Raw genomic sequence first — 25,747 nt, 5'->3', positions numbered from 1 at the left:
GGCTGGTAGGCATTCATGAATTCGGCATATCTGTTCAGAGTTGGCCTCGGTCTGGTTGGCCTCTTCGGCGTCACGGCAGGCTTGTCCGGCTGCGTCGGCAGCCCGACCTATGGCACCGACAAGACGGCGATGGAGCAGCTGGTGGACGACGTCGGCTCGGCCGTGTCGCTCGCGCCGCGCGAGCCTGCCAACAAGGGCACCAAGTACAATCCGCGTCCGGATCTCGTGCTGCCGCCGGGTGGTGCGCAGACGGCCGGGCTCGTCGCGCCGCAGCAGTCGGTTGCCAGCCGCGAGAATAATCCTGAATGGGTTGAATCGCCGGAAGAGGCCCGCGAACGTCTCGTTGCCGAGGCCGACGCCAATGCCGACAACCCGCGTTATCGCTCGCCGTTGCTTGCCGGTTACGGCACGGCCGGCACGATGACCGAGACCCAGAAATGGCAGGCCTTCCGTGATGCGCGCGCGCTGCAGAAGGGCGCCTATATCGACCAGCGTCGTCTTCTCTCCGATCCGCCGACCGAATATCGTCAGACCCAGGACGTGGCTCTGAGCGATCTGGGCGAGCCGGAACTGAAGAAGGAAAAGCGCCGCAAGGCCGAAGCCAAGGCAGCGCGTCAGGGCAGCTCCTGGTGGATGCCCTTCCAGTAAGTTTTCTCCGACATCGTGAATTTCAGGGCAGGGCGGAAACGACCTGCCCTTTTGCTTGAGGTAGACCCATGTCCTTTACCATCCGTCCAGCAACTCCAGACGATGCCGCGATCATTCTCGGCTTCATCACCGAACTTGCCGTCTATGAAAAGGCGGGGCACGAGGTGGAGGCGACGGAGGAAACGATCCGCGCCTCGATCTTCGGCGAGGGCTCGGTCACCGAAGCGGTGATTCTGGAGCATGATGGAAGCCCGGCGGGTTTTGCCGTCTGGTTCTACAGCTATTCCACCTGGCAGGCGAAAAACGGCCTCTATCTTGAGGATCTCTATGTTTCGCCCGATCACCGCGGATCAGGCGCCGGCAAGCTTCTGCTCCGGTATTTGGCAAAGGTTGCGGTGGCGAAAGGCTGCGGCCGCTTCGAATGGAGCGTGCTCGACTGGAACGAACCTGCCATTCGCGTCTACGACGCTGTCGGTGCCGAGCCGCAGAACGAATGGATCCGCTACCGCCTGGCCGGCGACAAGCTGAAAGCCTTTGCCGGCGCCGAGTGAGGTTGGCTCACTCCCCGTTCTCGGCCGTCCGCGCCACCAATGCCATGTGCAAGGCCTGAAGCGCCGGCCCCAGAACGGAGATCCACAGGAGTGCCATGTTCCGCTCGGCATGATCATGGCGCGAGAAGATGAAAATCGCGACGATCAGTGCCAGCATCAGCAGCGGGGTTACCGCGATCGCAATCAGGCGCGGCGCCCGCCAGTTGATCTCGCCGCGTAAAGACCACTGCATCGGCAGCCGCTCGGCATCGGGAGCGACGTTGCGATAGGCCCAGATCGCGATACCAGCCATGGCCGCAATCGACACGGGAAGCAGGACATAGATCATCAATCCCTTCTTTCCTGAAAGAAGTTCCGCAACAGGTCCGCGGCCTCGCTTTCGCGAATGCCGGAATAGACCTCCGGAATATGGTGGCATGTCGGCTGCTGGTAGAAGCGCACGCCGTTCTCGACCCCGCCGCCCTTGATATCCTGCGCAGCATAGTAGAGACGGCGAATTCGAGCGAAGGAGATCGCGGCCGCACACATCGTGCAGGGCTCGAGCGTAACATAGAGATCGGCATCGATGAGACGCTCGTCTCCGACAGCTGCTGCCGCGCGGCGAATGGCGAGGATTTCCGCGTGGGCGGTCACGTCGCTGAGCGCCCGGGACTCATTGCCCGCCCGCCCGAGGATCTCGCCGTCGCGCACCACCACGGCGCCGATTGGAACCTCGCCGCGCGCGCCGGCCGCACGCGCCTCCTCGAAGGCCGCCTCCATGAAGCCGTTTGTCTTCCCCATGCACGAACTTTCCACTTAACCAGAGCCGCGCGACCTGATACGACAGCCCAAACCACAGGCAAACAACAAATGACATTCAAAGACAAGTCCAGGCGTCCGGGGGCACAGTCCTCCGACCGCAGCGGCAAGCCGCAAACCAGAAAACCGTCCGCCAAGCCGTCCGCAGCCGCCGCAGACAAGCCCGCCCGCGCGCCGCGCGCCGATGCGCCCGCCGGCGAAGAGACGATGAAACCCGAACGCATTTCCAAGCTGCTCGCCCGCGCCGGCGTCGCGTCGCGCCGTGATATTGAGCGCATGATCATGGAAGGCCGCGTTTCCGTGAACGGCAAGGTGCTGGAGACCCCGGTCCACAACGCGACGCTTGCCGACACGATCGAGGTCGATGGCCAGCCGATCCGCGGCATCGAGCGCACGCGCCTCTGGCTCTATCACAAGCCAGCCGGCCTGGTGACCACCAATTCCGATCCGGAAGGCCGCCCGACAGTGTTCGAGAACCTGCCGGAAGAGCTGCCGCGCGTCATGTCGATCGGCCGCCTCGATATCAACACAGAGGGCCTGCTGCTTCTGACCAATGACGGGGGCCTTGCCCGCGTGCTCGAACTTCCGACCACCGGCTGGCTGCGCCGTTACCGCGTGCGCGCCTATGGTGAGGTCGACCAGCCGGCATTGGATGCGCTGAAGGAAGGCATCGCCGTCGACGGCGTGCTCTACGGCGCGATCGATGCCACGCTTGACCGGAAGCAGGGCCACAATGTCTGGATCACCATGGGTCTGCGCGAAGGCAAGAACCGCGAGATCAAGAACGTGCTCGGCGCACTCGGTCTCGAGGTCAACCGCCTGATCCGCATCTCCTATGGCCCGTTCCAGCTTGGCGACCTCCCGGAAGGCAAGGTGCTCGAAGTCCGCGGCCGCATGTTGCGCGACCAGCTGGGCCCGCGCCTGATCGAGGAATCCAAGGCCAATTTCGACGCTCCGATCTATGCCCACGGCGTTGAGACGGACGAGGAAGAAGCTCCTGCTAGAAAGCCTGCGCGCGAAGCGAAGCCCGACTGGGGCCGCGACGAGCGTCCGGCCGAAAAGAAGCGCGCGCCGAAAGACTGGTCCGACAAGGGCGACCGCCGCGAGAAGGTACTCGGACGCCTCGACACCCGCCGCGACGAGGCTGCGAAAACAGGCGACAAGTTCTCCGACAAGCCGAAGCGCCCGGCAGGCAACACCAAGGGCCGCACCGCCAATGTCTGGATGGCGCCTGGCGCACGTCCGCTCGGCGAGAAGGCGGCAGCAGCGGCTGCCCGTCGCAAGCCCGATCCGCGCGGCGCAAAGCCTGCCGAACGCTTCGACGATCGTCCGACGTCCACCGTTCAGATTACCCGCGCCCGGGACGAGGAGGGCGATTGGATCCGCGCCGACGGCCCGGATCAGAAGCCCGGCGGTCGCGGTGGTGATCGTGGTGCAAAGCCCGGTGGTTTTGGCGCGCGTGCGCCCCGCCGCGACGGTGATGATCGTGCACCTCGTCGTGAGGGGGCGGATCGCGGCCCCAAGCGCGATTTCGGCGATCGCGCCGAGCGCGCACCGCGTCGTGAAGGCGAAGACCGCGGCCCTCGCCGCGAAGGCGCGCCCGGCGGTCCACGTCGCGAGGGTGCAGATCGAGGTCCGCGCAAGGACTTCGGCGACCGCGGACCTCGCAAGGATTTTGGCGATCGTGGTCCTCGCAAACCTTTCGGCGACAAACCGGATCGTCCGCGTACGGAACGGTTCACGCCAGACCGCGCCCGTGATGACCGCCCTCGTGACGCCAGACCGCGTGATGACCGTCCCCGTGATGATCGCCCCCGGGGCGAGCGTCCGGCCGGCGACAGGCCTTTTAGTGACAAGCCGCGCGGCGCGAGACCTGCGGGCGATCGTCCCTTTGGTGATCGGCCCGCTGGCAAGTCCTTCGGCAAGCCGGCTGGCAAACCTGCTGGCAAGTCATTTGGCGGCAAGCCTGGTGGCGGCAAAAGCTTCGGCGGCAAGCCGGGCGGACGCCCTGCAGGTGGCCCACGCTCCGGCGGCCCGGGTGGCAAGCCCTCCGGTCCCCGCACGGGCGCCCCCAAGGGCAAGAGGTAAGCCGTCATGCGCATCGTCGGCGGTGAGTTTCGTGGCCGTAACCTGGCCACGCCGAAGTCGAATGACATCCGGCCGACCTTCGATCGGACGCGGGAAAGCCTGTTCAACATCCTCGCGCATGCCCATCCGGGCGTGCTCGATGGCACCCGCATCCTCGATCTCTTTGCCGGCACCGGTGCTGTCGGCATCGAGGCGCTGTCGCGCGGCTGCAAGTCGGCGCTTTTCGTCGAAAACAGCGTCGAGGGTCGCAGCCTGCTCTGGGAGAATATCGATGCGTTCGGCCTGCATGGCCGCGCCCGCATGTTGAGACGCGACGCCACCGATCTCGGCCCATCCAACAACATCGAACCCTTCGAACTGGTTTTTGCTGATCCACCCTATGGCAAGGGGCTGGGTGAGAAGGCGCTGCTTTCGGCCCATCTGGGCGGTTGGCTGGCGAAAGATGCTCTCGTCATCCTCGAAGAGCGCGCCGATGTTCAAGTTTCTGTCGACCCGGTTTTCGCCTTCATCGAGGAGCGGACCTTCGGTGACACGAAAATGTACTTCTTTTCCTATAGGCAGTCCTGATCCCCTCAGCGGAAAAAGGCTCAGCCCATGGATCTCGTCGCCGAAACGCCCATTCCCTCCGAAGCTGTCAAGGCCGACCCGACCATCGGTCTGGCACTCGGGGCAGGGGGCGCGCGCGGCTTTGCCCATATCCCGGTGCTCGAAGTCTTCGACGAACTCGGCATTAAGCCAACGCTGATCGCCGGCTCCTCTATGGGCGCAATCCTCGGCGCCGGTTATGCCGCCGGCATGAGCGGCCGCGACATCAGGGACTATACGCTCGAACTTGCCGACAACAGGGGCCTTGTGCTCAACCGCTTCTGGGGCATGCGCCCGGCAAGCATTCGGGCGCTCGGTGGCGTCCGCCTCGGGCAGTTCAACCTGCCGCGGCTTTTGCGCGCCTTCCTGCCGCCTGAGATCCCCGAGAACTTTGCGGAGCTGCGGCTACCGCTGACCGTCATCGCCACCGATTATTACGGCCAGTGCGAACTGGTCCGAACCGAGGGCGATCTTCACGAGGCGCTATCTGCCTCGGCCGCCATTCCGGCGCTCTTTGCTCCCGTCACTATTGGTGGCCGCCTGATGATCGACGGCGGCATCTTCAATCCGGTGCCTTACGACCACCTCGTCGGCAAGGTCGACATCATGGTCGCTATTGATGTGATCGGCGCGCCGGAAGGCGATGGTTCGCTGATGCCGAACCGTATCGACAGTCTCTTCGGGGCATCGCAGCTGATGATGCAGTCGCATATCGCGCTGAAGATGAAGATCTGCCAGCCGGACATCTATATCCGGCCGGAGGTCAACAGCTACAAGGTCCTCGATTTCTTCAAGGCCCGGCAGATCCTTGAAATCTGCGACCGCATGAAGGAGCCGCTGAAGCGAGATCTTTCCGCCCGCATCGAGGATTTTGTCCGCCGGTGAGGATCAGGCAGCCGGGGACTTTTCTTCGTCTTCGACGGCGTGGATCTGCTTCTTCGGCTTGATCAGCGGCTCCGGCTTGACCGGTCGTTTGTGCATGAGTTCCCGGCCCGCGAGGATACCTTCCTGCGCCTGAAGCCTTAAGCGCTCCTCGTCGCGGCGTCGGATGTCCTCGCCGATCTCATAGGCCTCGTCTTCCGTGGCGCCGAGACCTTGCAGTGTCCGGCGCCCGAAGAGCAGACCGGACTCGAAGGTTTCACGCAGCTCGTATTCCACGTCTCGGGCCCGCAGTTCCAGGCTGTGGATGCGGTCATAGGACCGTACAAAAAGGCGCACATCGGGATATTCGGAGCGGATGAGATCGACGATCTTGTCGGTGATATCCTTCCTGTGGGTACAAACGGCGACAATCTTCGCCTTTTCGATCCCGGCCGCCCGCAGCATGTCCAGCCGCGTGCCGTCGCCGAAATAGATCCGGAAGCCGAAGGTTCCCGCCTGGCGCACCCGATCCGGACTGTCGTCGAGAATGGTCACGTCCCGCCCGCTCGCGAGCAGGATTTGCGCGGCGATCTGACCGAAGCGGGAGAAGCCGACCATCAGCACATCCGATCCGGCACCTTCGAAATCCTCGTCCATCTCCTCCTTGTCCGACGTCTCGCGGGCCAGCAGGCGCTGGCCGATGAGCGCCGTCAACGGTGTGAGGGCCATGGACAGGGTGACGATGGAAATGAGCAGGGATGACTGCGCGCCCGAAAAGAGGCCGGCGGCCGCAGCCGTGGTGAAGAGCACGAAACCGAACTCGCCACCTTGCGGCAACAACATGCCGATACGGATCGCATCGTTGCGCGACGAGCCCGAAGCGCGGCAGATCGCGTAGATCACGAGCGCCTTCACCGCCATCAGCACCGGTACCGCAATGGCAATCAGGACCAGATTGTCGACGATGACCTGCAACTCCATCGACAGGCCGACAGCGATGAAGAAGAGCGCCAGCAGCAGTCCGCGGAAGGGCTCGATATCGGCCTCCAGTTCGTGGCGATAGGAAGACTCGGCCAGCATCACGCCGGCGAGGAATGCGCCCATGGCCATCGAAAGGCCAGCCACCTGCATCAAATAGGCCGATCCGAGAACAACGAAGAGGGCTGCCGCGATCATCACCTCGCGCGCACCCGTCCGCGCGATGATCTGGAACATCGGGGTGAGCAGGTAGCGCCCGGCCAGGATCATGCCGATCACCGCGCCGATCGCGATCCCGATTTCGATCAGCGGAGATTGCTGCGCTTCGCCACCCTGGGAGCTCAGGACCGTCACCATGGCCAGCAGTGGCACGATGGCGAGGTCCTGGAAGAGCAGGATGGAGAAGGAGCGCTGTCCGTAGCGGCTGTTCATGTCGCCATAGTCTTCGAGCAATTGCAGCGCAAAGGCGGTCGACGACAGCGCAAGCCCGAAGCCGGCAACCAACGCGCCGCGCCAGTCGAGCAGGCCTGCCGCATAGACCAGCGCCGTCAGCAGGAGGCCCGTGAGCACGACCTGGCTGGTCCCAAGCCCGAAAATGTCGCGTCGCATGTGCCACAATCGGCTGGGCTTCAGTTCCAGTCCGATGATGAAGAGCAGCAGCACAACACCGAGTTCGGCGACCGCCAGGATTTCTCCCGAGCCTCCGATCAGGTGCAGGACCGGGCCGATCACCACGCCGGCGGCGAGATAGCCGAGCACGGTTCCAAGCCCGAGCTTGCGGAAAATCGGGGCTGCAATGACAGCCCCCCCGAGGAGGAGCAAGGGTTGGGCGAACAGTGCTTCGGTTGCGCTGGCCAAGAGTTCTGTCTCCTCGTTTTGCCGGATCTGGCTGACCTGAAATGGACCTATGCCGGGCTCGTGAACGGAAAAGCCCGATCCACCCTTGATGCCCCTTCACAGGCACAATAAATGGAGCTTGAAGGAAAGGCCAACCTATGCCCAATCAAATCGATTCCGCCAACCTCCTCGAACGCGCCGAGCAACTCGTCGACCTCGCCGTCAAGGCAGGGGCCGACAAGGCAGATGCGGTCGTCGTGCGCTCTCGTTCCAAGGGGGTCAGTGTCCGGCTCGGCAAGGTCGAGTCGACCGAAGCATCCGAGAGTGACGACTTTTCGCTGCGCGTCTTCATCGGTCGCCAGGTGGCAAGCGTGTCGGCCAATCCGGGCTTCGACCTCAAGGCGCTCGCCGAACGCGCCGTCGCGATGGCCAAGGTCTCGCCCGAAGATCCCTTTGCCGGTCTCGCCGACGAGAGCGATCTCGCCCGTGACATTCCCGACCTGCAGCTCTTTGATGAGACGGAAGTCTCTGGCGACCAGTTGCGCGAAAGCGCACTCGCCATGGAAGAAGCGGCCCGTTCGGTCAGCGGCGTCAGCAATTCTCTGGGCGCCGGAGCCTCGGCCGGCATGGGTGGCCTCGTGCTCGTCACCTCACATGGCTTTTCCGGCAGCTATGCCGGTTCGCGCTTCTCCCGCTCGGTTGGCGTCATCGCCGGCGAGGGGACCAAGATGGAGCGCGACCACGATTTCGACAGCCGACTCTATTTCGCCGATCTCCACAGCCCGGAAGAAATCGGTCGCCGCGCCGCCGAGCGCGCGATCCGGCGGCTGAACCCGCGCCAGGTGCCGACTGCCTCCAACCTCACTGTCGTCTTCGACCCGCGCGTCGCCAGAGGCTTCGCGGGCACGATCGCCGGCGCCATCAATGGTGCGTCAGTCGCCCGCAAGACCTCCTTCCTGCGCGACAAGATGGGACAGCAGGTCCTGAAGGCAGGCCTCAACATCACCGATGATCCGCTGAAGGTCCGCGGCTCCTCGTCGCGCCCCTTCGATGGTGAGGGCATCTCGGGCAAGCCGCTAACGATGATCGAGGACGGTGTGCTGAAACACTGGTTCCTGTCCTCGTCTGCCGCTCGGGAGCTTGGCCTCAAGACCAATGGCCGTGGCGTACGCGGCGGCACTTCGGTCTCGCCGTCTTCAACCAATCTCGCCCTGGAGCCGGGCGACATTTCGCCTGATGAACTGATCCGCAGCGTCGGCACGGGTCTCTACATCACCGATATGATCGGCAGTGGCGTCGATATGATCACCGGCGAATATAGCCGTGGTGCGAGTGGCTTCTGGATCGAAAACGGTGAACTCACCTATCCGGTCTCTGAGATCACGATCGCGTCCAACCTGAAGGACATGTTCATGCGGATCACGGTGGCCAATGACATCGACCGCAAGTTCGGTGTCGCAGCTCCCACACTTGCCATCGAGGGCATGACCCTTGCCGGAACCTGATCTAAAGCCCGAGGCCATGCCGCAATTCGACTGGCAGGCGGACCTTGCGCTGATCACGGACGCTGCTCGCGAGGCCGGCAAGGTGGCAATGGCGCATTTCGGCCAGTCGCCGGAGGTCTGGTGGAAGAACGAGGGTCGCTCGCCGGTCAGCGCAGCCGACTATGCCGCGAACCGCATCCTTGAGGAGATCCTCCGTCAGGCACGGCCGAATTACGGCTGGCTGTCGGAAGAAACGGACGACGATCCGGCACGGCTCTCCTGCGACACGCTTTTCGTTATCGACCCGATCGATGGCACCCGGGCTTTCCTCGCAGGCAAGGATACCTGGTGCGTCTCGGTGGCCGTCGTCCACAAGGGAGCGCCCGTCGCCGGTATTCTGGTCGCGCCGTCCCTGGGCGAAGAGTTTACCGCAACGATCGAGGGCCCCGCGCGCCGCAACGGCCAGGACATTTCGGTCTCGACGGCCGGCATCGAGGGCAGCCTGAAGTTCGCCTCGGCGCAGGACATGGTGGCAAGTTTCAGTTCGGCGATCAGACCCCGCATCGAGCGCGTCGATCACATACCCTCGCTCGCCTACCGGCTGGCGCTGGTGGCGGACGGCCGCATCGATGCGACGCTGGTGAAGAAGAGCAGCCATGACTGGGATCTGGCTGCTGCCGATCTGATCCTTGCGCGTGCCGGCGGGGCGATCACCGATCTCGCCGGCGAAGCGCTCGTCTACAACAGGCAAGAGGTGACGCATCCGGTGCTCTGCGCAGCATCGCGAGAGCTACTTCCAGCCTTGCTCAAGAACATCTCCCGAATTCCCCGGAGTTGACCTTTGGGGCGAAATCGCGCAGATGGTTCCCAACAGACTAGGAATGAGAAAAAGGCCGCAAACATGACGGAATCCAACGAAAACAAGCAGCTTCTCCATCTCGTTTTTGGCGGTGAATTGTCAAACCTTGAACAGGTGCAGTTCCGTGATCTGACCAAGCTCGATATCGTCGGCATTTTCCCGGACTATGCCAGCGCGCTTGTCGCCTGGAAGGCGAAGGCACAGGAGACGGTCGACAACGCCCATATGCGTTACTTCATCGTCCACATGCACCGGCTGCTCAATCCTTCAGAGAAGTAAGGACGGGTAGGCGGCCACCGCGCCGCCGCTGCATTCGACCTCCAATGGTCACGGTTTCAACTCAGTCTTCTTGCATCTCTCTTGTTGCGTAGCGACGCCTCCTGAACGGGAAGAACGGCATTGTCGATGAAGATGAGCAGGTTTGATCGATGGCACTGAGCGACGGTCTCGCATCCCTCGCTCTGACGTCCTATGGCTGGCTGGGTCTCGCCGCCTACCCACTGTCACGCCCCCTGCTTGCCTATCGTGCCGCCAAGGGCAAGGAAGACCGCGCCCGCCGCAGCGAACGCTTCGGCCATGCGAGCCTTGCCCGACCCGCCGGTCCGCTCGTCTGGATCCACGCCGCAAGCGTCGGTGAAACGACGGCCGTCGTCGCCCTGATGCGCGAGCTGCGCCGTCGTGACATTCATGTACTCTTGACCACCGGCACGGTCACCTCGGCGGAAGTCGCAAAGAACCGCCTCGGCGACATGGTCCTGCACCAGTATGTGCCGCTCGACCTTCTCCCCTGCATCCGTCGTTTCCTCGACTACTGGCAGCCAGATGTTGCAATCGGTGTGGAGTCCGAGATCTGGCCGACGACGCTTGCCGAACTGCATCGGCGTCATATCCCGCAGATCCTGGTCAATGCCCGCATGTCCGATCGGTCCTTTGATCGCTGGAAGCGCCATCCCTCGATTGCCGAAACACTGTTTGGCAAACTGGCGCTGGTGATTGCCCAGTCCGACCTCGATGCGGAACGCTTCCGTGATCTGGCCGCCTGGCCGGTCAGCGTGTCGGGCAATATCAAGGTCGACAGCGACGCGCCGCCCTGCGATGAGCAGGTGCTGGAGCGCTATCGTCAGCAGATCGGCGACCGCAAGACCTGGGCGGCGATCTCGACCTTCGAGGGCGAAGAGAAGATCGCCTCCATGGTCCACCGGGCACTCAAGGCCCATACCGGCATGCTAACCGTTCTGGTGCCGCGCCATCCCGATCGCTGCGACGAAATCGAGGCTATGCTGGTCGAAAAGGGTCTGGTGGTCGCGCGCCGCACGCGCGGCGATGTCATCACGCCCGAGACCGATGTGTTCCTCGGCGACACCATCGGCGAGATGGGGCTTTATCTGCGCCTGACGGAGGTCGCATTCGTCGGCCGTTCGCTTTCGGCAGAAGGTGGTCAGAACCCGCTGGAGCCGGCCATGCTCGGCTGCGCCGTGCTGTCGGGCCCGCAGGTCAGCAATTTCCGCGAAAGCTACCAGCGCCTCGTGCGCAAGGGCTCGGCCCGCATTGTCCGTGATGCCGAAATGCTGGCCAAGGCCGTCCATTTCCTGCTCAACAATGAAGTCGCCCGCGCCAAGATGATCGACGCCGGCATCGAGAGCATGCAGGAAATGCGCGGTGCGCTGACGACGACCCTCAAGGGGCTCGAACCCTATATCAGCCCTCTCTCCGTCAAGGCCAAGCTCGAGCCGCGCGCTGCGGGCCAGAGCTGACACTCACCTCAGGACCTCTTTCATGAACGACAAACCCCGGATCGCCGGCATCCTGTTCGACAAGGACGGGACGCTGCTCGATTTTGACGCGAGCTGGGGACCGGTCAACCGGGAAGTGGCCCTGATGGCGGCGGATGGTGATCAAGCACTTGCCGATGCGTTGCTTCTAGCATGCGGCATGGATCCGGTGTCCGGCGACATCGTACCGGACAGCCTGTTTGCGGCCGGCAATACGGTCGAGATCGCCGAAGGCATGATTGCGGCGGGTTCGCCCATTGCGCTCGACGTTCTGGTGCCGAAGATCGACGCGTGCTTCGCCAAGGCCGCAGAGTTCTCCGTGCCAGTGACCGAGCTTCAACCGCTTTTCGCCCGTCTGCATGGCAAGGGCCTTCGCCTGGGAATTGCCTCCAGCGACAACGAACGCTCGATCCGGGTTGCTGCCGAACGGTTCGGCATCATGCCCTTCGTCGACTACATCGCCGGTTATGACAGCGGCCACGGCAAGAAGCCGGAGGCCGGCATGGTGCTCGGCTTTTGCGCGGCAACGGGTCTTGCCCCGTCGGAAGTCGCCGTCGTCGGCGACAACAATCACGATCTGCACATGGGGCTGAATGCCGGTGCCGGCTTGAAGATCGGAGTCCTCTCAGGAACCGGCTCGCGAGAAACGCTGACCCTTCACTCTGACATGATCTTGGGCGATATCTCGGGGCTCGAAGCGCTTTTTGCCTGAGACACGCCGTGCCATTTCGGCACGCTCGCGCTTGACCATCAAGCGTTGCAATGGTTCTTGTTCCGCCGATAAGGAGGCGTCCGCGGGGCGCTGAGGTCACGACAGGGACAAGAATGGTATCCGAGGCACCGCCCTTCTGGTGGACAAAGACCGGCTGGCAGGCAATCTGCCTCTATCCGCTCTCCTTCGCCTATGGCCGCATTTCCGGTGCCGTCATGCGCCATCGCCGCCGGCATGTCTTATCCGTCCCAGTCATCTGCGTGGGCAACTTTACCGTCGGCGGCGCCGGCAAGACGCCGACCGCGATCGCGATCGCCAGGGCCGCGAAGGCGCGTGGGCTGAAGCCCGGTTTTCTCAGCCGTGGTTACGGTGGCTCTCTCGATGTCACGACGGTCGTCGACCCGCATCATCATCGTTCGACGGCCGTTGGTGACGAGCCCTTGCTGCTCGCCCGCGAGGCGCTGACGGTCATCTCCCGCCGGCGGGTTGCCGGGGCCGAGAAGCTGGTGGCCGAGGGTGCCGATATCATCATCATGGATGACGGCTTCCAGAGTGCGCGCCTCATGGTCGACTACGCCCTGATTGTCATCGACAGCCAGCGTGGCATCGGCAATGGCTGGGTCGTCCCGTCGGGCCCTGTGCGGGCCCCGATCGGCATCCAGATGCGCCACCTTGATGCGATCCTGAAGGTCGGCAAGGGCGATGCCGCCGACCAGTTCGTCCGCAAGGCATCCCGCAGCGGCAAGCCGGTCCTGGTCGCCAATGTCGTGCCGAGCACCGGCCGCGAACTCGTCGGTTTATCCGTGCTTGCCTATGCCGGCATCGCCGACCCCAACAAATTCTATCGGACCTTGGGCGAGCTCGGCGCCGTCATCGCCGATCGTCAGGATTTCCCCGATCACCATCACCTCGCCGAGGACGAGATATCGGATCTCATCGCTCGCGCCGAAAGACAGGGCCTGCAACTCGTCACGACGGCCAAGGACAGCGTCCGCCTGTCAGGCGGTCATGGACGTTCGGAGGAGCTTCGGGAAAAATCGAGGGTCGTCGATGTCGACATGCTCTTCGACGACCCGAAGGCGCCGGACCTGATCATCGACCGGGCAATCGAAGCCTGCAGACGCAGGCGTCTCGGCAAGAAGGCCTGAGGCTCAGCGCCGCTGGTTGGGCAGCGCGCCCGCGCGCTTCTCGGCTTCGAGTGATGCTGCTGCATCCGCGTAAGGCTCCTGCCGGACGACGCTCCAGTAGCGTAGTTCATCGACCAGCACGGGCCGTCCGGTGATCGCGCAGGTGACGAAGGCCCCCGGTGTCAGGATCTGGAAATCGGCATCGAGATAGCGGATCTTGGCCTCGCGGTTTCCGCCGCCTTCGAAACGGTTCATCACTCTTCTCCTGCGCCGCGTGTCACGGAACTGCAATACAGCGCCCTCCGGGCGATTGAAAGATGGCTCGCCGCAAAACCCACCATCTGCGGCGGCTCAGCTACGTCCGAACAGCCGTTCGATATCAGAGAGCTTGAGTTCCACATAGGTGGGTCGTCCATGATTGCACTGACCGGAGCCCGGCGTCTGCTCCATCTGGCGCAGAAGCGCGTTCATTTCCTCGACCCGAAGCCGCCGGCCTGATCGCACCGAACCATGGCAGGCCATGGTCGCCGCGACATGTTCGAGCTTGGCCGACAGCCGGTCGGCCGTATCCCATTCGGCGATTTCGTCGGCGAGATCGCGCACCAGCTGCGTCGCATCCATTTCGCCGAGCATCGCCGGTGTCTCACGCACCGCGATTGCGCCCGGGCCGAAGCGTTCGATTGCAAGCCCCAGCTGTTCCAGGCTTTCCGCATGGGTCATCAGCCGGTCGCAGTCTTCTTCCGGCAGGTCGACGATCTCAGGGATGAGCAGACCCTGCGAGGGGAGTCGTCGGCCCGTCAACGCCTTGCGCATCTGCTCGAAGACCAGGCGTTCATGAGCGGCATGCTGGTCGACGATGACGAGCCCGTCCTCCGTCTGAGCGACGATATAGTTGGCATGCACCTGTGCCCGCGCTGCACCCAGCGGATAGTTCGAGATTGCCTCGACAGAAGCGCTTGCGGGGGCAGGGGCGGTCACGACCGGTTCGCTGCGGGCGGTCGGCACGGACAGGCTGTCGAATGCTGCCTGCGCCGCCTCGCCAAAACCGCGCGCAGCCGGTGCGGCCGCAGCCGCAAGCCCGCCGCCATAGCTTGGCGCACCGCCATAAAGAGGCCGAGACGGGGAACTGGCTGGAGACCACGCCTGTGCCGGCTGCGGCGAGAACCCGGGCCGGAAGGCGCGCAGCATGCCGCCGGCACCCGTTGTTGCCGCCCGGTCGCCTTCGCGCTGCAGGGATTGCCGGATGGCCCCGACGATCAGGCCGCGCACCAGGGCCGGGTCACGGAAACGCACATCCGACTTCGCCGGATGCACGTTGACGTCGACCAGCGCCGGGTCCAGCGTCAATGAGAGCACCGCCACCGGATAACGTCCCTGCGGGATCGTCTCGGCATAGGCGCCGCGAATGGCCGACAGGATCTGCTTGTCCTGCACGGGGCGGCCGTTGACGAAGGCATATTGATGGGCGGAGTTGCCCCGATTGAAGGTCGGCACGCCGGCAAAGCCTGTGAGCCGCACATCCTCCCGCTCGGCATCGAGCTCGATCGCATTGTCCTTGAAATCGGCACCCAGTATCTGGGCGATACGCGCCAGATGATCGTCGCCGGTGCCGGGAAACTCGAGTGTCGAACGGTCCGTTCCCGAGAGCACGAAGCGGATCGCCGGAAAGGCAATCGCCATGCGCTTGACGATCTCGGTGATCGCGCCGGCTTCCGCCTTTTCCGTCTTCATGAATTTCAGCCGCGCCGGTGTGGCGAAGAACAGATCACGCACCTCGACCGTCGTGCCGGGATTGGCGGCTGCCGGGCGCACGTCCCCCACCTTGCCGCCGACCACGGCGATCTCGGCGCCGCTGTCGGCGCCGGCGGGACGGCTGGTGATCGTCAGCTTGGCGACCGAGCCGATCGAGGGCAGGGCCTCGCCCCGGAAGCCGAGCGAGCGGATGTCGAACAAGGTTTCGTTGAGCTTCGACGTGCAGTGCCGCCGGATCGCAAGCGCAAGATCCTCAGGCCCCATGCCGCAGCCATTGTCGATGACGCGCAGTAGCGTCTTGCCGCCGCCAGCCGTTGCCACCTCGATCCGGGTGGCGCCTGCGTCAATCGCATTCTCGATCAATTCCTTCGCCGCACTGGCCGGTCTTTCGATGACCTCGCCGGCGGCGATCTGGTTGATGAGCGTTTCGGAGAGCTGCTTGATGATCATGAACCCATTTTCGCGGATTCTTGGCTGCGACGAAAGACGAAATCGTAAGTGCGTGCGGACGATGTCCATCATTAAGCGGGCCTTAACGGAATGTCTCTAATCTGAACAATGACTTGCAATGTCTCTGAGCGCAGGTCCGCTGGCAGCGGAATGAGGACACAGCCGCGGTGTCTCTCGTGTGGGTTCCCGCCAGAAGCATGGTTCGGCATGTCTCCGTTATGGCATCAGCCCCACAAAAGTCTCGTTGCGTTCAGCAACGAGGTTCCAAGAGGCAGCAGTGTGAGCGAGTTTCCACCGGCCCCCGACCAGGACAAGAGACGGCAGGGGCACGACAATCCGTCGGCTGAAGCTGCGCTCGATGCTGCCCTGTTGGATGCGGTGTCCGAGGCCTTCTCCTCCGCCTTCATTGTCTATGATCGCAACGATCATCTGATCTTTGCCAGCCGCAGCGCCCGTCAGTTCCTGCCGCTTCCGGCCTCCTTCTTCGAGCCCGGCACGCGCCTGAGAGACATTCTCGGCGCCGCCTATGACCTCGGCCTGCGCCAGGCGGCGAGCGGCCAGTCGGAGGCGATTCTCAGTCGCGAGGAATGGCTGACCCGCCAGATCGCCGCCCACTGGAAGGAACGCTACGAAATTCAGTCCTGCGACGACAGCAAGCGCTGGACCCGGTTCTCCAAGCGTCGTCTGCCCTCCGGTTTCGGCTTCTGCGTCATGAGCGACATCACCGAGCAGAAGCGTCGGGAAGAGCAGTGGCGCGCTGATATCGAGCGCGTCCAGCTCACCGAAGAAATCCTCGACAATCTTGCCCATCCTGTCTTCGTTCAGGACCGCAACCTTCAGCTGGTAGCGGTCAACAAGGTCTTCTGTTCGGCTATCTCCGTCGGCGCCGACAACGCGCTGGGCGGCACGATCGCGTCCTTGTTCGAGGCAGAGGTCGCCGCGCGCCTCGCAATGGTTTCTCGTCAAGTGCTGGAAACCGGTCTCACATCCTCGCTGACCCTGCCCATGCGTCTCTACGGAGATCTACCGCGGCCGATCCTCCTGCATGTCCAGCGGGTCGGGACGCCCGGCCGCTACCTGATTGTCTCGAGCCTTGGCGAAGTCGGCAGTGGCGCTGACCTGCAGTCATACCCGGCCGAAATGCCTGAGACGCGCGAATATGAGGATGGTGGATACGCCGCGCTTGACGGACGGTTGAACGGCCGCAAGGCATTGCTCATCACCGGCGATCGCGAATTTGAGGCGCGCGCGCTGGAGATCCTGCAACTCCTCGGCCTCGACAGTTGCTGTGTGCGCAATGATGAAGAACTCGATGCCTTTCTGTCCGTGGCCCGCTCGGTGGGTGTGGTCATCGACCTTGCCATCGTCGATGTCGATCTCGACATGCAGTGCCTGGAGCTGCTTCAGGCCGTCGATATCGATTATCTGACGCTGGCGGAAAACGAAATCGCCACGGATCTGGCCTTTACTGTTCTCGATCGCATGACCGCCTTGCAGGCGCGACCATCTCCAGCGGACGACTGGGAAATCACCACGGAGGACGGTCCCGCACCACCGGAGTTCCCCTCGGCAATCCCGCCGCAGACGATGGCTACGCCAGCTCCGGTGAAGGTCTCACCACCACGCCAGCCCTCTCTCGTGCTCGTGGCCGAAGACAACGAGATCAACCAGATCGTCTTTTCGCAGATCCTCGAAGGGCTTGGCTATGCCTATCGAATCTGCGCCGACGGCGAAGCGGCGGTAAACCTCTGCTCTGAACTGAAGCCGGCCATCGTGCTCATGGATGTGACGCTGCCGGGTCTGAACGGCTTCGAGGCGGCCCGCCGCATCCGCCAGTCCCCGGGGGACACATCGCTTCCGACGCCGATCATCGGTGTTCTCGCCCAGGCCTTCGACAGGGACCGCGAAGCCTGCTTCGCATCGGGCATGAACGAGGTCATCCTGAAGCCGCTAAGCCCTGATGTCGTCGATCAGGCCATTCGCCGCCTCGTTCCCGATATCGCAAGACTGGCGTCCACAGCCTGACCCGATACCCGATTTTTGGGGTGCCTGCGGCCGCCGCTTTACATGCATCGATATGATAATTTTAATGTTTTGGACCCATTCTGGGACGTGTGAAAGAACCGTACCAGGAAGCATGAATGGGTGCCGCCGGAATCGTCTCTGACCCCATGGGCCAGAGCGACCACAAGACGACAGGCTACAGCGACCGCTTGACCGGCCTTGGCAATCGCCATCGGCTGGGCGACAAGGTGCGCCAGCTTGCAGCCGACCGCGCGTCCGACCCTGCCCCTTTCACCGTCGGCATCGTCAATCTCGACGGCTTCAAACCGATCAACGACCTGTTCGGCCAGGCTGCCGGCGACGAGATCCTCTGTCAGGTCGCTCATCGCCTGAAGGCCTGCGTGCCCGACGGTGCGACGGTGACCCGTCACGATGGCGATGAGTTTGCCATCGTCCTGCCGCTGGTCTTCGAGCGCATTGGTGCGGAGCGCGCCGGCCAGTTGATCAAGGATGTGCTGTCTGCGCCTTACGATCTCGGTGACCGCAATGTGCGCCTCTCCGCCTCCCTCGGATTTGCCGTCTATCCTTTTGCCGGCGAGGATTTCGAAGAGCTGATGAAGAGTGCCGAGACGGCGCTTTACCGCTCCAAGCGTCGTGGCCGTGGCCAGATCACCGTCTATTCCCGCGAGATCGCTCAGGAGATGAAACAGGCGACGCAGCTCGAACAGGCGCTGCGCAATGCCATCATCAACGATACGGTGGACGTCCACTTCCAGCCGATCGTGCGGCTGCGCGACAACCGCATCGTCGGCTTCGAGGCGCTGGCCCGCTGGATCGATCCCGATCTCGGCTTCGTCTCGCCTGCCGTCTTCGTGCCGCTCGCCGAAGAGCGCGGTTTCATCGACACGCTGTCCGAGACGCTTTTGCGCAAGGCAGCCGAAGCGACGCTCGCCTGGCCGCGTGATCTCTTCCTGTCCTTCAATCTCTCCTCGGTCCAGCTGATGGACCTTAGGACCTCGTTCAATACGCTCTCGATCCTGAACAGCGTCGGCTTTGACCCGCGCCGCCTTGAGATGGAAATCACCGAGACGGCGGTGATGTCCTCGGCCGATACGGCACGGCGCATCATCAAGGAATTGAAGGACGCCGGCATACGCATTTCGCTCGACGATTTCGGCACGGGCCAGTCGAGCCTTGGCCGTCTGCGCGAATTCACCTTCGACAAGGTGAAGATCGACCGCGCCTTCGTCTCGGCCATCACCACGGACCGCACCTCCGAGCACATCATCAAGGCGATCGTCAGCATGTGCGAGGGCCTCGATCTCGAAGTGGTCGCCGAAGGCATCGAGACGGAGGCCGAAGCCCAGAAGCTGCGCGAACTCGGCTGTGGCATGGGGCAGGGCTATTATTTCGGCAAGCCGGTCGATGCTGCCGCCACCCTGCGCTACCTCGCCGAGAACCACCACGACTTCGCGCTCGTCGACCGCGCCTCCGCCTGATCCTCTGTTCCCTCAGGTCTGCTTCAGCAACCAGTCGCGCACCCGCGTGGCCGCCGCACTGAGGTCTCGTGACCTCGGCCAGACGACATGGAAGGCCTGGCCGGTCCGGAGCGCATGGCCACCCACTTCGACGAGTTGCCCTTGCTCGATCAGCCGCTCGACCAGATGCCGCCAGCCAAGCGAAATGCCCTGGCCGGCGAGTACCGCCTGGATGACCAGAACATAATCGTTGATCGCCAGCCGCCGCCCGGTCGGCCGATAGTCGATGCCGGCCGAGGCAAACCATTCCGGCCAGCTACAGGCCTGCCGCACCGGTTCCTCCAGCCAGATCAGCCGGTGCCGGGCGATGGCTTCGGGACTGTCCGGCAAGCCGTTCGCCTCGACGAAGGCGGGGCTCGCCACGGCGGTGACGATCTCCGGCGCCAGTTCGGCTGAATGATAATGCGGCCAGTCCTGCGGATTACCACCGCGCACCCCGAGCGGGATATCCTCCTCGTCGAGGTCGAGATCCCGCACGCTGGTCTGGATTCTGAGATCGATATCGGGCAGGTCGTCCCTGAGGGCAGAAAGACGCGGCAGCATCCACATCGAAGCAAAGGCAGTCGAGGCGGCAAGCGTCACATTCACCTCACGGCCCTTCATCCGGATTTCCTCCGCCGCCCGGCCAATCCGTGAGAGCCCGGCTGAGACATCGGCATGAAACCGCTCGCCGACCTCCGTCAGGCGGGCTGCCCGATGCTGCCGCTCGAAGAGCTGCGTCCCGAGCTGCTGTTCAAGCCCACGGATGGCATAGGAGACCGCCACCTGCGACATGCCGAGTTCTTCCGCCGCCCGGGTGAAGTTCTCGTGTCGCCCGGCCGCTTCGAAAATCACAAGGGCATTAGCAGAGGGGATGAGGCTGCGAAATGGTGTCATAAGCCGAGCTTATTGCATCTCCAGCAATTTTCCAGCGTCACAGCCAATTTGCCTTGAACTACCCTGCGACAAAACGAGGGGAAGCGTCATGGACCAGGCACTTGCGGAAAACACGGGCACGCGCAGGCAGCGATCGGCTCGACGAGGGGGAGCCTTGGTCTCGCCTCTGGTGGTTCCGTACATCCGACGCAACATCCCGACCTACGACATCCTGTCGGAAGAAAACCTTCTGCGGATCGAAGCGGTGGCCGATCGCATCCTCGCCGAGATCGGCATCGAGTTCCGTGACGATCCGGCAGCGCTTGAACTCTGGCGCAAGGCGGGCGCCGAGATGGATGGGCTACGGGTGCGGTTCCCGAAGGGCATGCTGCGCGAAATCCTGAGCTCGGCGCCTGCAACCTTCACCCAGCATGCCCGCAACCCCGCAAACACTGTCGAGATCGGCGGCAATGCCGTCGTCTTCTCGCCGGCCTATGGCTCGCCCTTCGTCATGGACCTCGACAAGGGTCGCCGCTACGGAACGATCGAGGACTTCCGCAATCTGATCAAGCTTGCCCAGTCCTCGCCCTGGCTGCACCATTCCGGCGGCACGATCTGCGAACCGGTCGATGTACCCGTCAACAAGCGCCACCTCGACATGGTCTACAGCCACATCAAATACTCCGACCGCCCGTTCATGGGCTCGGTGACGGCAGAAGAGCGCGCCGAGGAATCGATCGAGATGGCGCGCATTCTGTTCGGAGCCGACTTTGTCGATCGGAACTGCGTCATCCTCGGCAATGTCAACGTCAACTCGCCGCTCGTCTGGGACGGCACCATGACGCGGGCGCTGCGCGCCTATGCCCGCGCCAATCAGGCGGCCGTCATCGTGCCCTTCATCCTGGGCGGTGCCATGGGCCCGGTCACCAATGCCGGCGCCATTGCCCAGTCGCTGGCCGAAACCATGGCCGGCTGCGCGCTCACCCAGCTGGAACGCCGCGGCGCGCCCGTCATCTTCGGCAACTTCCTCTCCTCGATGTCCCTGCGCTCGGGTTCGCCGACCTTCGGCACGCCGGAACCTGCGATCGGCTCCATGGTCATCGGCCAGCTTGCCCGGCGACTGAAACTGCCGCTGCGCTGTGCTGGAAACTTCTCCAATTCCAAGCTGCCGGATGCCCAGGCCATGCAGGAGGGCGTCATGTCGATGATGTCGGCAGTGCATTGTGGCGCAAACTTCATCCTGCATTCGGCCGGTTTCGTCGATGGACTGCTCGCCATGTCCTACGAGAAGTTCGTGATGGACACCGACTTCTGCGGCGCCCTGCATTCATACCTCGCCGGCGTCGTCGTCGACGACAACACACTTGCCATGGATGCCTTCGAAGAGGTTGGTCCGGGCAGTCATTTCTTGGGCTCCGCCCACACCATGCGCAACTACCAGACCGCCTTCTGGGATTCGGCCCTGTCCGACAACGAGCCTTTCGAAAAGTGGTCGGAAGCCGGCTCCACGGACATGGCGACACGGGCCAATCTGCGTTGGAAAAAGACGCTCGCCGAATACGAAGCGCCGCCTTTGGACATCGCCATCGACGAGGCGCTTCTAGACTATGTGGATCGCACAAAGCGCGCCAAGCCGGACGCCTGGTATTGAACGGGAACGCATGACAAATGACCGGGAACCGTGATCCGCTTCTCCAGCCCTTCCAGCTGAAGCACCTGACGCTGAAGAACCGCATCATGTCGACGGCGCATGAGCCGGCCTATTCGGAAGGGGGCATGCCGACCGAGCGCTACCGGCTCTATCATGTCGAAAAGGCCAAGGGCGGCATGGCGCTGACCATGACCGCAGGCTCCGCCAGTGTCAGCCGCGACAGCCCGCCCGCCTTTGGCAATCTGCTCGCCTGGAAGGACGAGATCGTCCCGCATCTGAAGCGCCTGACGGACGACTGTCACGAGCATGGCTGCGCCGTGATGATCCAGCTCACCCATCTCGGCCGCCGCACCAACTGGAACAAGGGGGACTGGCTGCCGGTGCTTAGCCCCTCTCCGATCCGCGAGCCCGCCCACCGCCATTTTCCCAAGGAGATCGAGGATTGGGACATTGAGCGCATCGTCGAGGACTATGCGACGGCCGCCGCGCGCATGCAGGAAGCCGGCCTCGATGGCATCGAGTTCGAGGCCTATGGCCACCTGATGGACAGCTTCTGGTCACCGGCCACCAACCGGCGCGAAGATGAATTCGGCGGCTCGCTCGACAACCGCATGCGCTTCTCCAACCTGGTGATATCAGCCGTCAGAAAGGCCGTCGGCCCGGATTTCATCGTCGGCATCCGCATGGTCGCCGACGAGGATTGGGACAAGGGCTTGAGCCGCGACGAGGGTGTCGAGATCGCCCGCCGTTTCGCGGCTGGCGGCAAGATCGACTTCCTCAACATCATCAGGGGACACATCGAGCACGACGTGGCGCTGAACAACGTGATCCCCATCCAGGGCATGGCGGCTTCCCCGCATCTCGATTTCGCCGGTGATATCAGGGCGGCAACTAAATTCCCGGTCTTCCACGCCGCGCGCATCGCCGATGTCGCGACGGCTCGCCATGCGATTGCCGAGGGCAAGCTCGACATGGTCGGCATGACCCGCGCCCATATCGCCGATCCGCATATCGTGAGAAAGATCATCGAGGGCCGCGAGCACAAGATCCGCCCCTGCGTCGGCGCGACATACTGTCTGGACCGCATCTATGAAGGCGGCGAGGCGCTCTGCATCCACAATGCCGCCACCAGCCGAGAGGCGCTGATCCCGCATGATCTGCTCAAGGCAGACAAACCTCGCAAGGCGGTCGTGGTTGGGGCAGGGCCGGCAGGTCTCGAAGCCGCGCGCGTGCTCGCCGAACGCGGACACCATGTCGAGGTGCTGGAGGCATCGAGCCGCGCCGGCGGCCAGGTGAACCTGCTCACCCGCAATCCGCGCCGCAAGGAAATGGTCGGCATCATCGACTGGCGTCTGGCGGAACTCGAACGCCTCGGCGTGACCATCTACTATGACACCTATGCCGGTGCCGACGACGTGCTCGCCTTCAATCCCGATCTGGTGGTCATCGCGACCGGCGGCATCGCCCAGTCGCCGGAACTGGAGACGGGCGATGATCTCGTCACCTCGAGCTGGGACATCCTGGCCGGCAGCGTGAAGCCCGAGGGGCCGGTTCTGCTCTACGACGACAATGGCGGGCATCCCGGCATGAGTGCCGCAGAGGTCATCGCCAATGCAGGCGTCGAACTCGAAGTGGTCTCGCCGGAACGCTTTTTCGCGCCGGAGATGGGCGGCATGAACCATGTGCCCTATGCCAAGACCTTTGCCGAAAAGAATGTCCGCGTCACGATCAACACCAAGCTGGTTGGCGTCCGCCGCGATGGTAATGCTCTGCTCGCGACACTCGGCTCCGACTTTTCAGATGTGAGGGTGGAGCGGCGCGTCGCGCAGGTGGTGGTGGAGCACGGCACCATGGCCAATGCGGATCTCTATCTCGAACTCAAGCCGCTTTCACGCAATCGCGGCGCTGTCGACTATGCCGCGCTGATCGCGAGACGCGGGCCGCTGCCGCTCAAGGATGAGGCCGCCAGCTTCGACCTTGTACGCATCGGGGATGCGGTCGAAAGCCGCAACATCCACGCTGCCGTCTACGATGCCCTGCGCTTTTGCAGCCTGCTTTAGCGCATAGCAAAAGGCGGCGCCGAAGCGCCGCCCCTTAGGACCTTAACACGTCCCACGTTCCGGGATTAGTTATCCGTCGACGAGGTGGTGGTGCCGTCGGTCGGAGCCATTGTGCCGGTGGTGCCAGCATCTGCAGCCTGGTCATCCAGAGTACGGAACTCCGGAGCGTTGCGCAGGCTGTCAGCCGTTTCCGTGGTCGTCAGGCGGACTTCTGCGTCAGCGACGGCCTCGGTGGTGGTGGTGGTCGTCGTCGTGGCAGCATCGCCCGTACCGGTCATTGCTGCATCATCCATTTCGCGGGTGATGGTGATCTTGTCGAACGGGATGGCGACATCCTTTTCGCCGATGCCGAGGAAGCCACCAACGCCGACGACTGCAGCAACAATGCCACCGTCTTTCTCTACGAGCAGGTCGTTGATGTCACCGATCGACTGGTTGTCGGCAGTATAGATCGCCTGGCCCATGAAATCGCTGACCGAGATCTGGCTTTCAGCCTGTTCCGTCAGGTAAGTGGCCGAGCCGGCGGCGTCAGCCGGAGCCTGGGCCGTGGTGCCCATCGAGCCCGACGTGCCATCCATCGAAGCATCCGGGGTGGCCGGAGCAGGCATCGTGGTGGTGCCGTCCGTAGCAGCCGGCGGCGTGGTCGTTGTGCCCGGAGTTGCGTCCTGAGCGACGGCAAACGGGGCCATGGCGGTGGAACCGAGCAGCATGGCTGCGGCGAGGGTCTTGAGAGACTTGTTCATGGTGGACCTACCTTTCCTCTGAGATGGTCTGCGACTGACACTGCCCTTGCTGAAGTGCTGGGCGGCGTCGGTTCGAGAGGAAAATGTCCGGCGGCCTGGATCGTTCCGCTGGCGAAGTCCTGAATATTTTGAGGGGGTTGCAGGAACAAAATGCAATGAAAGCAGTTTGCGGGGCCGCTTTTGGCCCCGCGTCGTCAATCCGTTTTACTCAGAGTTTGAACCGCGGTTCTGCCTTGCCCTTGACGCTCACGCCGAGATCGAAGGTCATGCCTGCAAGCCTGTCTTCGGCCCGTTCTGCGTCGCTCAGCCCCTCCCAGCAGGAGGTCACTGCGAGGCGATCGAGATTGACGCCATAGAATGCCGGGCAGGTCGGCCGGCGCATTGGGGCTGCGTAGCGGGCGATATGCCGACCGTCGGGCGCATAGCGATCCACTGCGCCGCCGTCCCAGTTGGCGTTCCAGATCGTGCCTTCGAGATCGACGACCGATCCGTCTATGACGCCCTGACGCTGAGACTGATCGATGAACACCGTCGGAGCGCCAGTGGGAAGGCCATTCGCTGCATCGAGTTCGACCCGCATCATGTGGTTGATCTTCGAATCGTTGAAGTAGCCGACGCTGCCATCCGGCGAGAAGCAGATGCCGTTCGGAATGCTGACGGCGTCAAAGAGCTTGGTCACGGTCGTTCCCGCGACATGGTAGATGGCGCCGGCGCCGGTTTCGGCAGTCCGGCTCATCGTCCCGATCCACAGGGCGCCGCTCGGATGCACGCGGCCGTCATTCGAGCGGTTCTGCGGCTTGTCCTCGATTTTTCCATAGGGCGAGAGGGTGCCGCTTGTAGCATCGCGCAGGAAGAGCCCCTGGTCGGAGGCGATCAGTTGCCGCTTCTCGTCGACGATAGCGAGCACGCTGCCGAGGAAGGGCAGGGCGTGTCTCTTCAGACGGCCGCCGGCAACATCGAGCTCGCACAGCGTCTTGCCGAGGATGTCGAACCAGAACAGCGCACCAGTCGTCGGGTCATAGGTCGGGCCCTCTCCCAGTTCCATGCGCTCTTCGGTTAGCGTCCTGCCGGTAAAGCTCTCTGTCGCGATCACGCTCTTCCTCCTTGTCGATTTCTTCTAAATCTGCCGTGCGACTAAGGTCGCAAACAGGGGTTTACGGTAAAATTTATGGGGTATCTGGACCCTCGGCGCTTTACAAGTCTATGCTTCGCCAACTCAGGGGAACAGATTCGGCTTTGATGTCGCCTTTGGGTGTTCCTTCAAGCATTCCGATCGCAAGTTCTCTGACACGGGAGCAGGCGAGATAAAGGACCGGCTGCAGCCAGGTTACCCACGCCTTCGATCCGCAGCCAATGGCAGGTATTGTAGCAGTTGACGTATACGTCTTGGACAA

23 protein-coding genes are annotated in these 25,747 nt (G+C 63.2%); 15 read left to right on the top strand and 8 right to left on the bottom strand.

Annotated features, from left to right (window positions below; all coding sequences use genetic code 11):
* The first annotated feature begins 15 nt into the window (after positions 1-15).
* Together BSY240_RS08935 and BSY240_RS08930 are read left to right on the top strand one after the other, a co-directional pair.
* Positions 16-648 carry a hypothetical protein gene (locus tag BSY240_RS08935; RefSeq protein WP_069042053.1) on the top strand — a complete coding sequence of 211 codons (633 nt, stop codon included), beginning with the start codon at positions 16-18 and terminating at the stop codon, positions 646-648.
* A gap of 68 nt (positions 649-716) precedes the next feature.
* The gene (locus BSY240_RS08930) at positions 717-1,199 is read left to right on the top strand and encodes a GNAT family N-acetyltransferase (RefSeq protein WP_069042052.1); all 483 of its coding nucleotides are present in this window, start codon (positions 717-719) and stop codon (positions 1,197-1,199) included.
* Positions 1,200-1,206: 7 nt separating this feature from the next.
* On the opposite strand, the gene BSY240_RS08925 is transcribed toward BSY240_RS08930, so the two are convergent.
* Both BSY240_RS08925 and BSY240_RS08920 read right to left on the bottom strand, forming a co-directional pair.
* Entirely contained in the window at positions 1,207-1,527 is a 321-nt protein-coding gene (locus tag BSY240_RS08925; protein WP_069042051.1) for a hypothetical protein, read from the bottom strand.
* On the bottom strand, positions 1,527-1,979 hold the full coding sequence (locus tag BSY240_RS08920) for a nucleoside deaminase (RefSeq protein WP_069042050.1): 453 nt from the start codon (positions 1,977-1,979) through the stop codon (positions 1,527-1,529). Before BSY240_RS08920 ends, BSY240_RS08925 begins: the two co-directional genes overlap by 1 nt.
* Positions 1,980-2,048: 69 nt before the next feature.
* On the opposite strand from BSY240_RS08920, the gene BSY240_RS08915 reads away from it, so the two are divergent.
* Genes BSY240_RS08915 through BSY240_RS08905 form a run of 3 tightly spaced genes read left to right on the top strand, consistent with a single transcriptional unit; the run spans position 2,049 to position 5,555 of the window.
* Positions 2,049-4,085 (top strand): pseudouridine synthase, encoded by a 2,037-nt coding sequence (locus BSY240_RS08915; protein ID WP_069042049.1) that lies wholly within the window; start codon positions 2,049-2,051, stop codon positions 4,083-4,085.
* A 6-nt stretch (positions 4,086-4,091) separates the two neighbouring features.
* A complete protein-coding gene (gene rsmD, locus BSY240_RS08910) occupies positions 4,092-4,652 on the top strand; it encodes a 16S rRNA (guanine(966)-N(2))-methyltransferase RsmD (RefSeq protein ID WP_069042048.1) in 561 nt (186 codons plus the stop codon).
* Positions 4,653-4,679: 27 nt separating this feature from the next.
* Positions 4,680-5,555 (top strand): patatin-like phospholipase family protein, encoded by an 876-nt coding sequence (locus tag BSY240_RS08905; RefSeq protein WP_054148816.1) that lies wholly within the window; start codon positions 4,680-4,682, stop codon positions 5,553-5,555.
* Positions 5,556-5,558: 3 nt separating this feature from the next.
* On the opposite strand, the gene BSY240_RS08900 is transcribed toward BSY240_RS08905, so the two are convergent.
* Positions 5,559-7,367 (bottom strand): monovalent cation:proton antiporter-2 (CPA2) family protein, encoded by a 1,809-nt coding sequence (locus BSY240_RS08900; RefSeq protein ID WP_069042047.1) that lies wholly within the window; start codon positions 7,365-7,367, stop codon positions 5,559-5,561.
* A 137-nt stretch (positions 7,368-7,504) separates the two neighbouring features.
* Here BSY240_RS08900 and BSY240_RS08895 point away from each other — a divergent pair, with 137 nt between their 5' ends.
* The 6 genes from BSY240_RS08895 (at position 7,505) to lpxK (ending at position 13,321) form a co-directional block, all read left to right on the top strand.
* Entirely contained in the window at positions 7,505-8,851 is a 1,347-nt protein-coding gene (locus tag BSY240_RS08895) for a TldD/PmbA family protein (RefSeq protein ID WP_054148818.1), read from the top strand.
* A 16-nt stretch (positions 8,852-8,867) separates the two neighbouring features.
* Entirely contained in the window at positions 8,868-9,668 is an 801-nt protein-coding gene (locus tag BSY240_RS08890; protein ID WP_069043911.1) for a 3'(2'),5'-bisphosphate nucleotidase CysQ, read from the top strand.
* A 63-nt stretch (positions 9,669-9,731) separates the two neighbouring features.
* Positions 9,732-9,968 (top strand): DUF4170 domain-containing protein, encoded by a 237-nt coding sequence (locus BSY240_RS08885; protein WP_006726614.1) that lies wholly within the window; start codon positions 9,732-9,734, stop codon positions 9,966-9,968.
* 155 nt (positions 9,969-10,123) lie between these two features.
* Positions 10,124-11,443: a lipid IV(A) 3-deoxy-D-manno-octulosonic acid transferase gene (waaA, locus tag BSY240_RS08880; RefSeq protein ID WP_069043910.1), complete on the top strand. Its 1,320-nt coding sequence runs from the start codon at positions 10,124-10,126 to the stop codon at positions 11,441-11,443.
* A 22-nt stretch (positions 11,444-11,465) separates the two neighbouring features.
* Positions 11,466-12,173, top strand: a complete 708-nt coding sequence (locus BSY240_RS08875; protein WP_054148820.1) for an HAD family hydrolase — start codon at positions 11,466-11,468, stop codon at positions 12,171-12,173.
* A 113-nt stretch (positions 12,174-12,286) separates the two neighbouring features.
* Entirely contained in the window at positions 12,287-13,321 is a 1,035-nt protein-coding gene (gene lpxK / locus BSY240_RS08870; RefSeq protein ID WP_054148821.1) for a tetraacyldisaccharide 4'-kinase, read from the top strand.
* A 3-nt stretch (positions 13,322-13,324) separates the two neighbouring features.
* Here lpxK and BSY240_RS08865 read toward each other — a convergent pair whose 3' ends face one another.
* Together BSY240_RS08865 and mutL are read right to left on the bottom strand one after the other, a co-directional pair.
* Complete coding sequence (locus BSY240_RS08865) at positions 13,325-13,555, bottom strand: DUF2093 domain-containing protein (protein ID WP_069042046.1); 231 nt, start codon at positions 13,553-13,555, stop codon at positions 13,325-13,327.
* 96 nt (positions 13,556-13,651) lie between these two features.
* Positions 13,652-15,502: a DNA mismatch repair endonuclease MutL gene (gene mutL / locus BSY240_RS08860; RefSeq protein WP_069042045.1), complete on the bottom strand. Its 1,851-nt coding sequence runs from the start codon at positions 15,500-15,502 to the stop codon at positions 13,652-13,654.
* A 279-nt stretch (positions 15,503-15,781) separates the two neighbouring features.
* Here mutL and BSY240_RS08855 point away from each other — a divergent pair, with 279 nt between their 5' ends.
* Together BSY240_RS08855 and BSY240_RS08850 are read left to right on the top strand one after the other, a co-directional pair.
* Positions 15,782-17,527: a response regulator gene (locus tag BSY240_RS08855; RefSeq protein WP_069042044.1), complete on the top strand. Its 1,746-nt coding sequence runs from the start codon at positions 15,782-15,784 to the stop codon at positions 17,525-17,527.
* Between the two features lie 116 nt (positions 17,528-17,643).
* Positions 17,644-19,005: a putative bifunctional diguanylate cyclase/phosphodiesterase gene (locus tag BSY240_RS08850; protein ID WP_054148825.1), complete on the top strand. Its 1,362-nt coding sequence runs from the start codon at positions 17,644-17,646 to the stop codon at positions 19,003-19,005.
* 12 nt (positions 19,006-19,017) lie between these two features.
* Here the strand turns inward: BSY240_RS08850 and BSY240_RS08845 are convergent, their stop codons facing one another.
* The gene (locus BSY240_RS08845) at positions 19,018-19,920 is read right to left on the bottom strand and encodes a LysR substrate-binding domain-containing protein (protein ID WP_054148826.1); all 903 of its coding nucleotides are present in this window, start codon (positions 19,918-19,920) and stop codon (positions 19,018-19,020) included.
* An 88-nt stretch (positions 19,921-20,008) separates the two neighbouring features.
* Between BSY240_RS08845 and BSY240_RS08840 the strand changes: the two genes are divergently transcribed.
* Positions 20,009-21,550: a trimethylamine methyltransferase family protein gene (locus BSY240_RS08840; protein ID WP_069042043.1), complete on the top strand. Its 1,542-nt coding sequence runs from the start codon at positions 20,009-20,011 to the stop codon at positions 21,548-21,550.
* A 17-nt stretch (positions 21,551-21,567) separates the two neighbouring features.
* Positions 21,568-23,610: an NADH:flavin oxidoreductase gene (locus tag BSY240_RS08835; protein ID WP_069042042.1), complete on the top strand. Its 2,043-nt coding sequence runs from the start codon at positions 21,568-21,570 to the stop codon at positions 23,608-23,610.
* A gap of 65 nt (positions 23,611-23,675) precedes the next feature.
* On the opposite strand, the gene BSY240_RS08830 is transcribed toward BSY240_RS08835, so the two are convergent.
* Both BSY240_RS08830 and BSY240_RS08825 read right to left on the bottom strand, forming a co-directional pair.
* On the bottom strand, positions 23,676-24,353 hold the full coding sequence (locus BSY240_RS08830) for a PRC-barrel domain-containing protein (protein WP_054148829.1): 678 nt from the start codon (positions 24,351-24,353) through the stop codon (positions 23,676-23,678).
* 208 nt (positions 24,354-24,561) lie between these two features.
* Complete coding sequence (locus tag BSY240_RS08825) at positions 24,562-25,398, bottom strand: SMP-30/gluconolactonase/LRE family protein (protein ID WP_069043909.1); 837 nt, start codon at positions 25,396-25,398, stop codon at positions 24,562-24,564.
* Positions 25,399-25,747: the final 349 nt, after the last annotated feature.

This window comes from Agrobacterium sp. RAC06 (assembly GCF_001713475.1).
In the GTDB taxonomy this organism is placed as follows: domain Bacteria; phylum Pseudomonadota; class Alphaproteobacteria; order Rhizobiales; family Rhizobiaceae; genus Allorhizobium.
The sequence above is the reverse complement of the archived record's forward strand: the minus strand, read 5'-3'. Positions and strand labels throughout refer to the sequence as shown.

What these genes read in the sequence shown, in the direction of transcription:
- BSY240_RS08935 (WP_069042053.1), top strand. Translation starts at nt 16, where the DNA reads ATGAATTCGGCATATCTGTTCAGAGTTGGCCTCGGTCTGGTTGGCCTC.
- BSY240_RS08930 (WP_069042052.1), top strand. Translation starts at nt 717, where the DNA reads ATGTCCTTTACCATCCGTCCAGCAACTCCAGACGATGCCGCGATCATT.
- BSY240_RS08925 (WP_069042051.1), bottom strand. Translation starts at nt 1,527, where the DNA reads ATGATCTATGTCCTGCTTCCCGTGTCGATTGCGGCCATGGCTGGTATC.
- BSY240_RS08920 (WP_069042050.1), bottom strand. Translation starts at nt 1,979, where the DNA reads ATGGGGAAGACAAACGGCTTCATGGAGGCGGCCTTCGAGGAGGCGCGT.
- BSY240_RS08915 (WP_069042049.1), top strand. Translation starts at nt 2,049, where the DNA reads ATGACATTCAAAGACAAGTCCAGGCGTCCGGGGGCACAGTCCTCCGAC.
- rsmD (WP_069042048.1), top strand. Translation starts at nt 4,092, where the DNA reads ATGCGCATCGTCGGCGGTGAGTTTCGTGGCCGTAACCTGGCCACGCCG.
- BSY240_RS08905 (WP_054148816.1), top strand. Translation starts at nt 4,680, where the DNA reads ATGGATCTCGTCGCCGAAACGCCCATTCCCTCCGAAGCTGTCAAGGCC.
- BSY240_RS08895 (WP_054148818.1), top strand. Translation starts at nt 7,505, where the DNA reads ATGCCCAATCAAATCGATTCCGCCAACCTCCTCGAACGCGCCGAGCAA.
- BSY240_RS08890 (WP_069043911.1), top strand. Translation starts at nt 8,868, where the DNA reads ATGCCGCAATTCGACTGGCAGGCGGACCTTGCGCTGATCACGGACGCT.
- BSY240_RS08885 (WP_006726614.1), top strand. Translation starts at nt 9,732, where the DNA reads ATGACGGAATCCAACGAAAACAAGCAGCTTCTCCATCTCGTTTTTGGC.
- BSY240_RS08875 (WP_054148820.1), top strand. Translation starts at nt 11,466, where the DNA reads ATGAACGACAAACCCCGGATCGCCGGCATCCTGTTCGACAAGGACGGG.
- lpxK (WP_054148821.1), top strand. Translation starts at nt 12,287, where the DNA reads ATGGTATCCGAGGCACCGCCCTTCTGGTGGACAAAGACCGGCTGGCAG.
- BSY240_RS08865 (WP_069042046.1), bottom strand. Translation starts at nt 13,555, where the DNA reads ATGAACCGTTTCGAAGGCGGCGGAAACCGCGAGGCCAAGATCCGCTAT.
- mutL (WP_069042045.1), bottom strand. Translation starts at nt 15,502, where the DNA reads ATGATCATCAAGCAGCTCTCCGAAACGCTCATCAACCAGATCGCCGCC.
- BSY240_RS08850 (WP_054148825.1), top strand. Translation starts at nt 17,644, where the DNA reads ATGGGTGCCGCCGGAATCGTCTCTGACCCCATGGGCCAGAGCGACCAC.
- BSY240_RS08845 (WP_054148826.1), bottom strand. Translation starts at nt 19,920, where the DNA reads ATGACACCATTTCGCAGCCTCATCCCCTCTGCTAATGCCCTTGTGATT.
- BSY240_RS08840 (WP_069042043.1), top strand. Translation starts at nt 20,009, where the DNA reads ATGGACCAGGCACTTGCGGAAAACACGGGCACGCGCAGGCAGCGATCG.
- BSY240_RS08835 (WP_069042042.1), top strand. Translation starts at nt 21,568, where the DNA reads ATGACCGGGAACCGTGATCCGCTTCTCCAGCCCTTCCAGCTGAAGCAC.
- BSY240_RS08830 (WP_054148829.1), bottom strand. Translation starts at nt 24,353, where the DNA reads ATGAACAAGTCTCTCAAGACCCTCGCCGCAGCCATGCTGCTCGGTTCC.
- BSY240_RS08825 (WP_069043909.1), bottom strand. Translation starts at nt 25,398, where the DNA reads ATGGAACTGGGAGAGGGCCCGACCTATGACCCGACGACTGGTGCGCTG.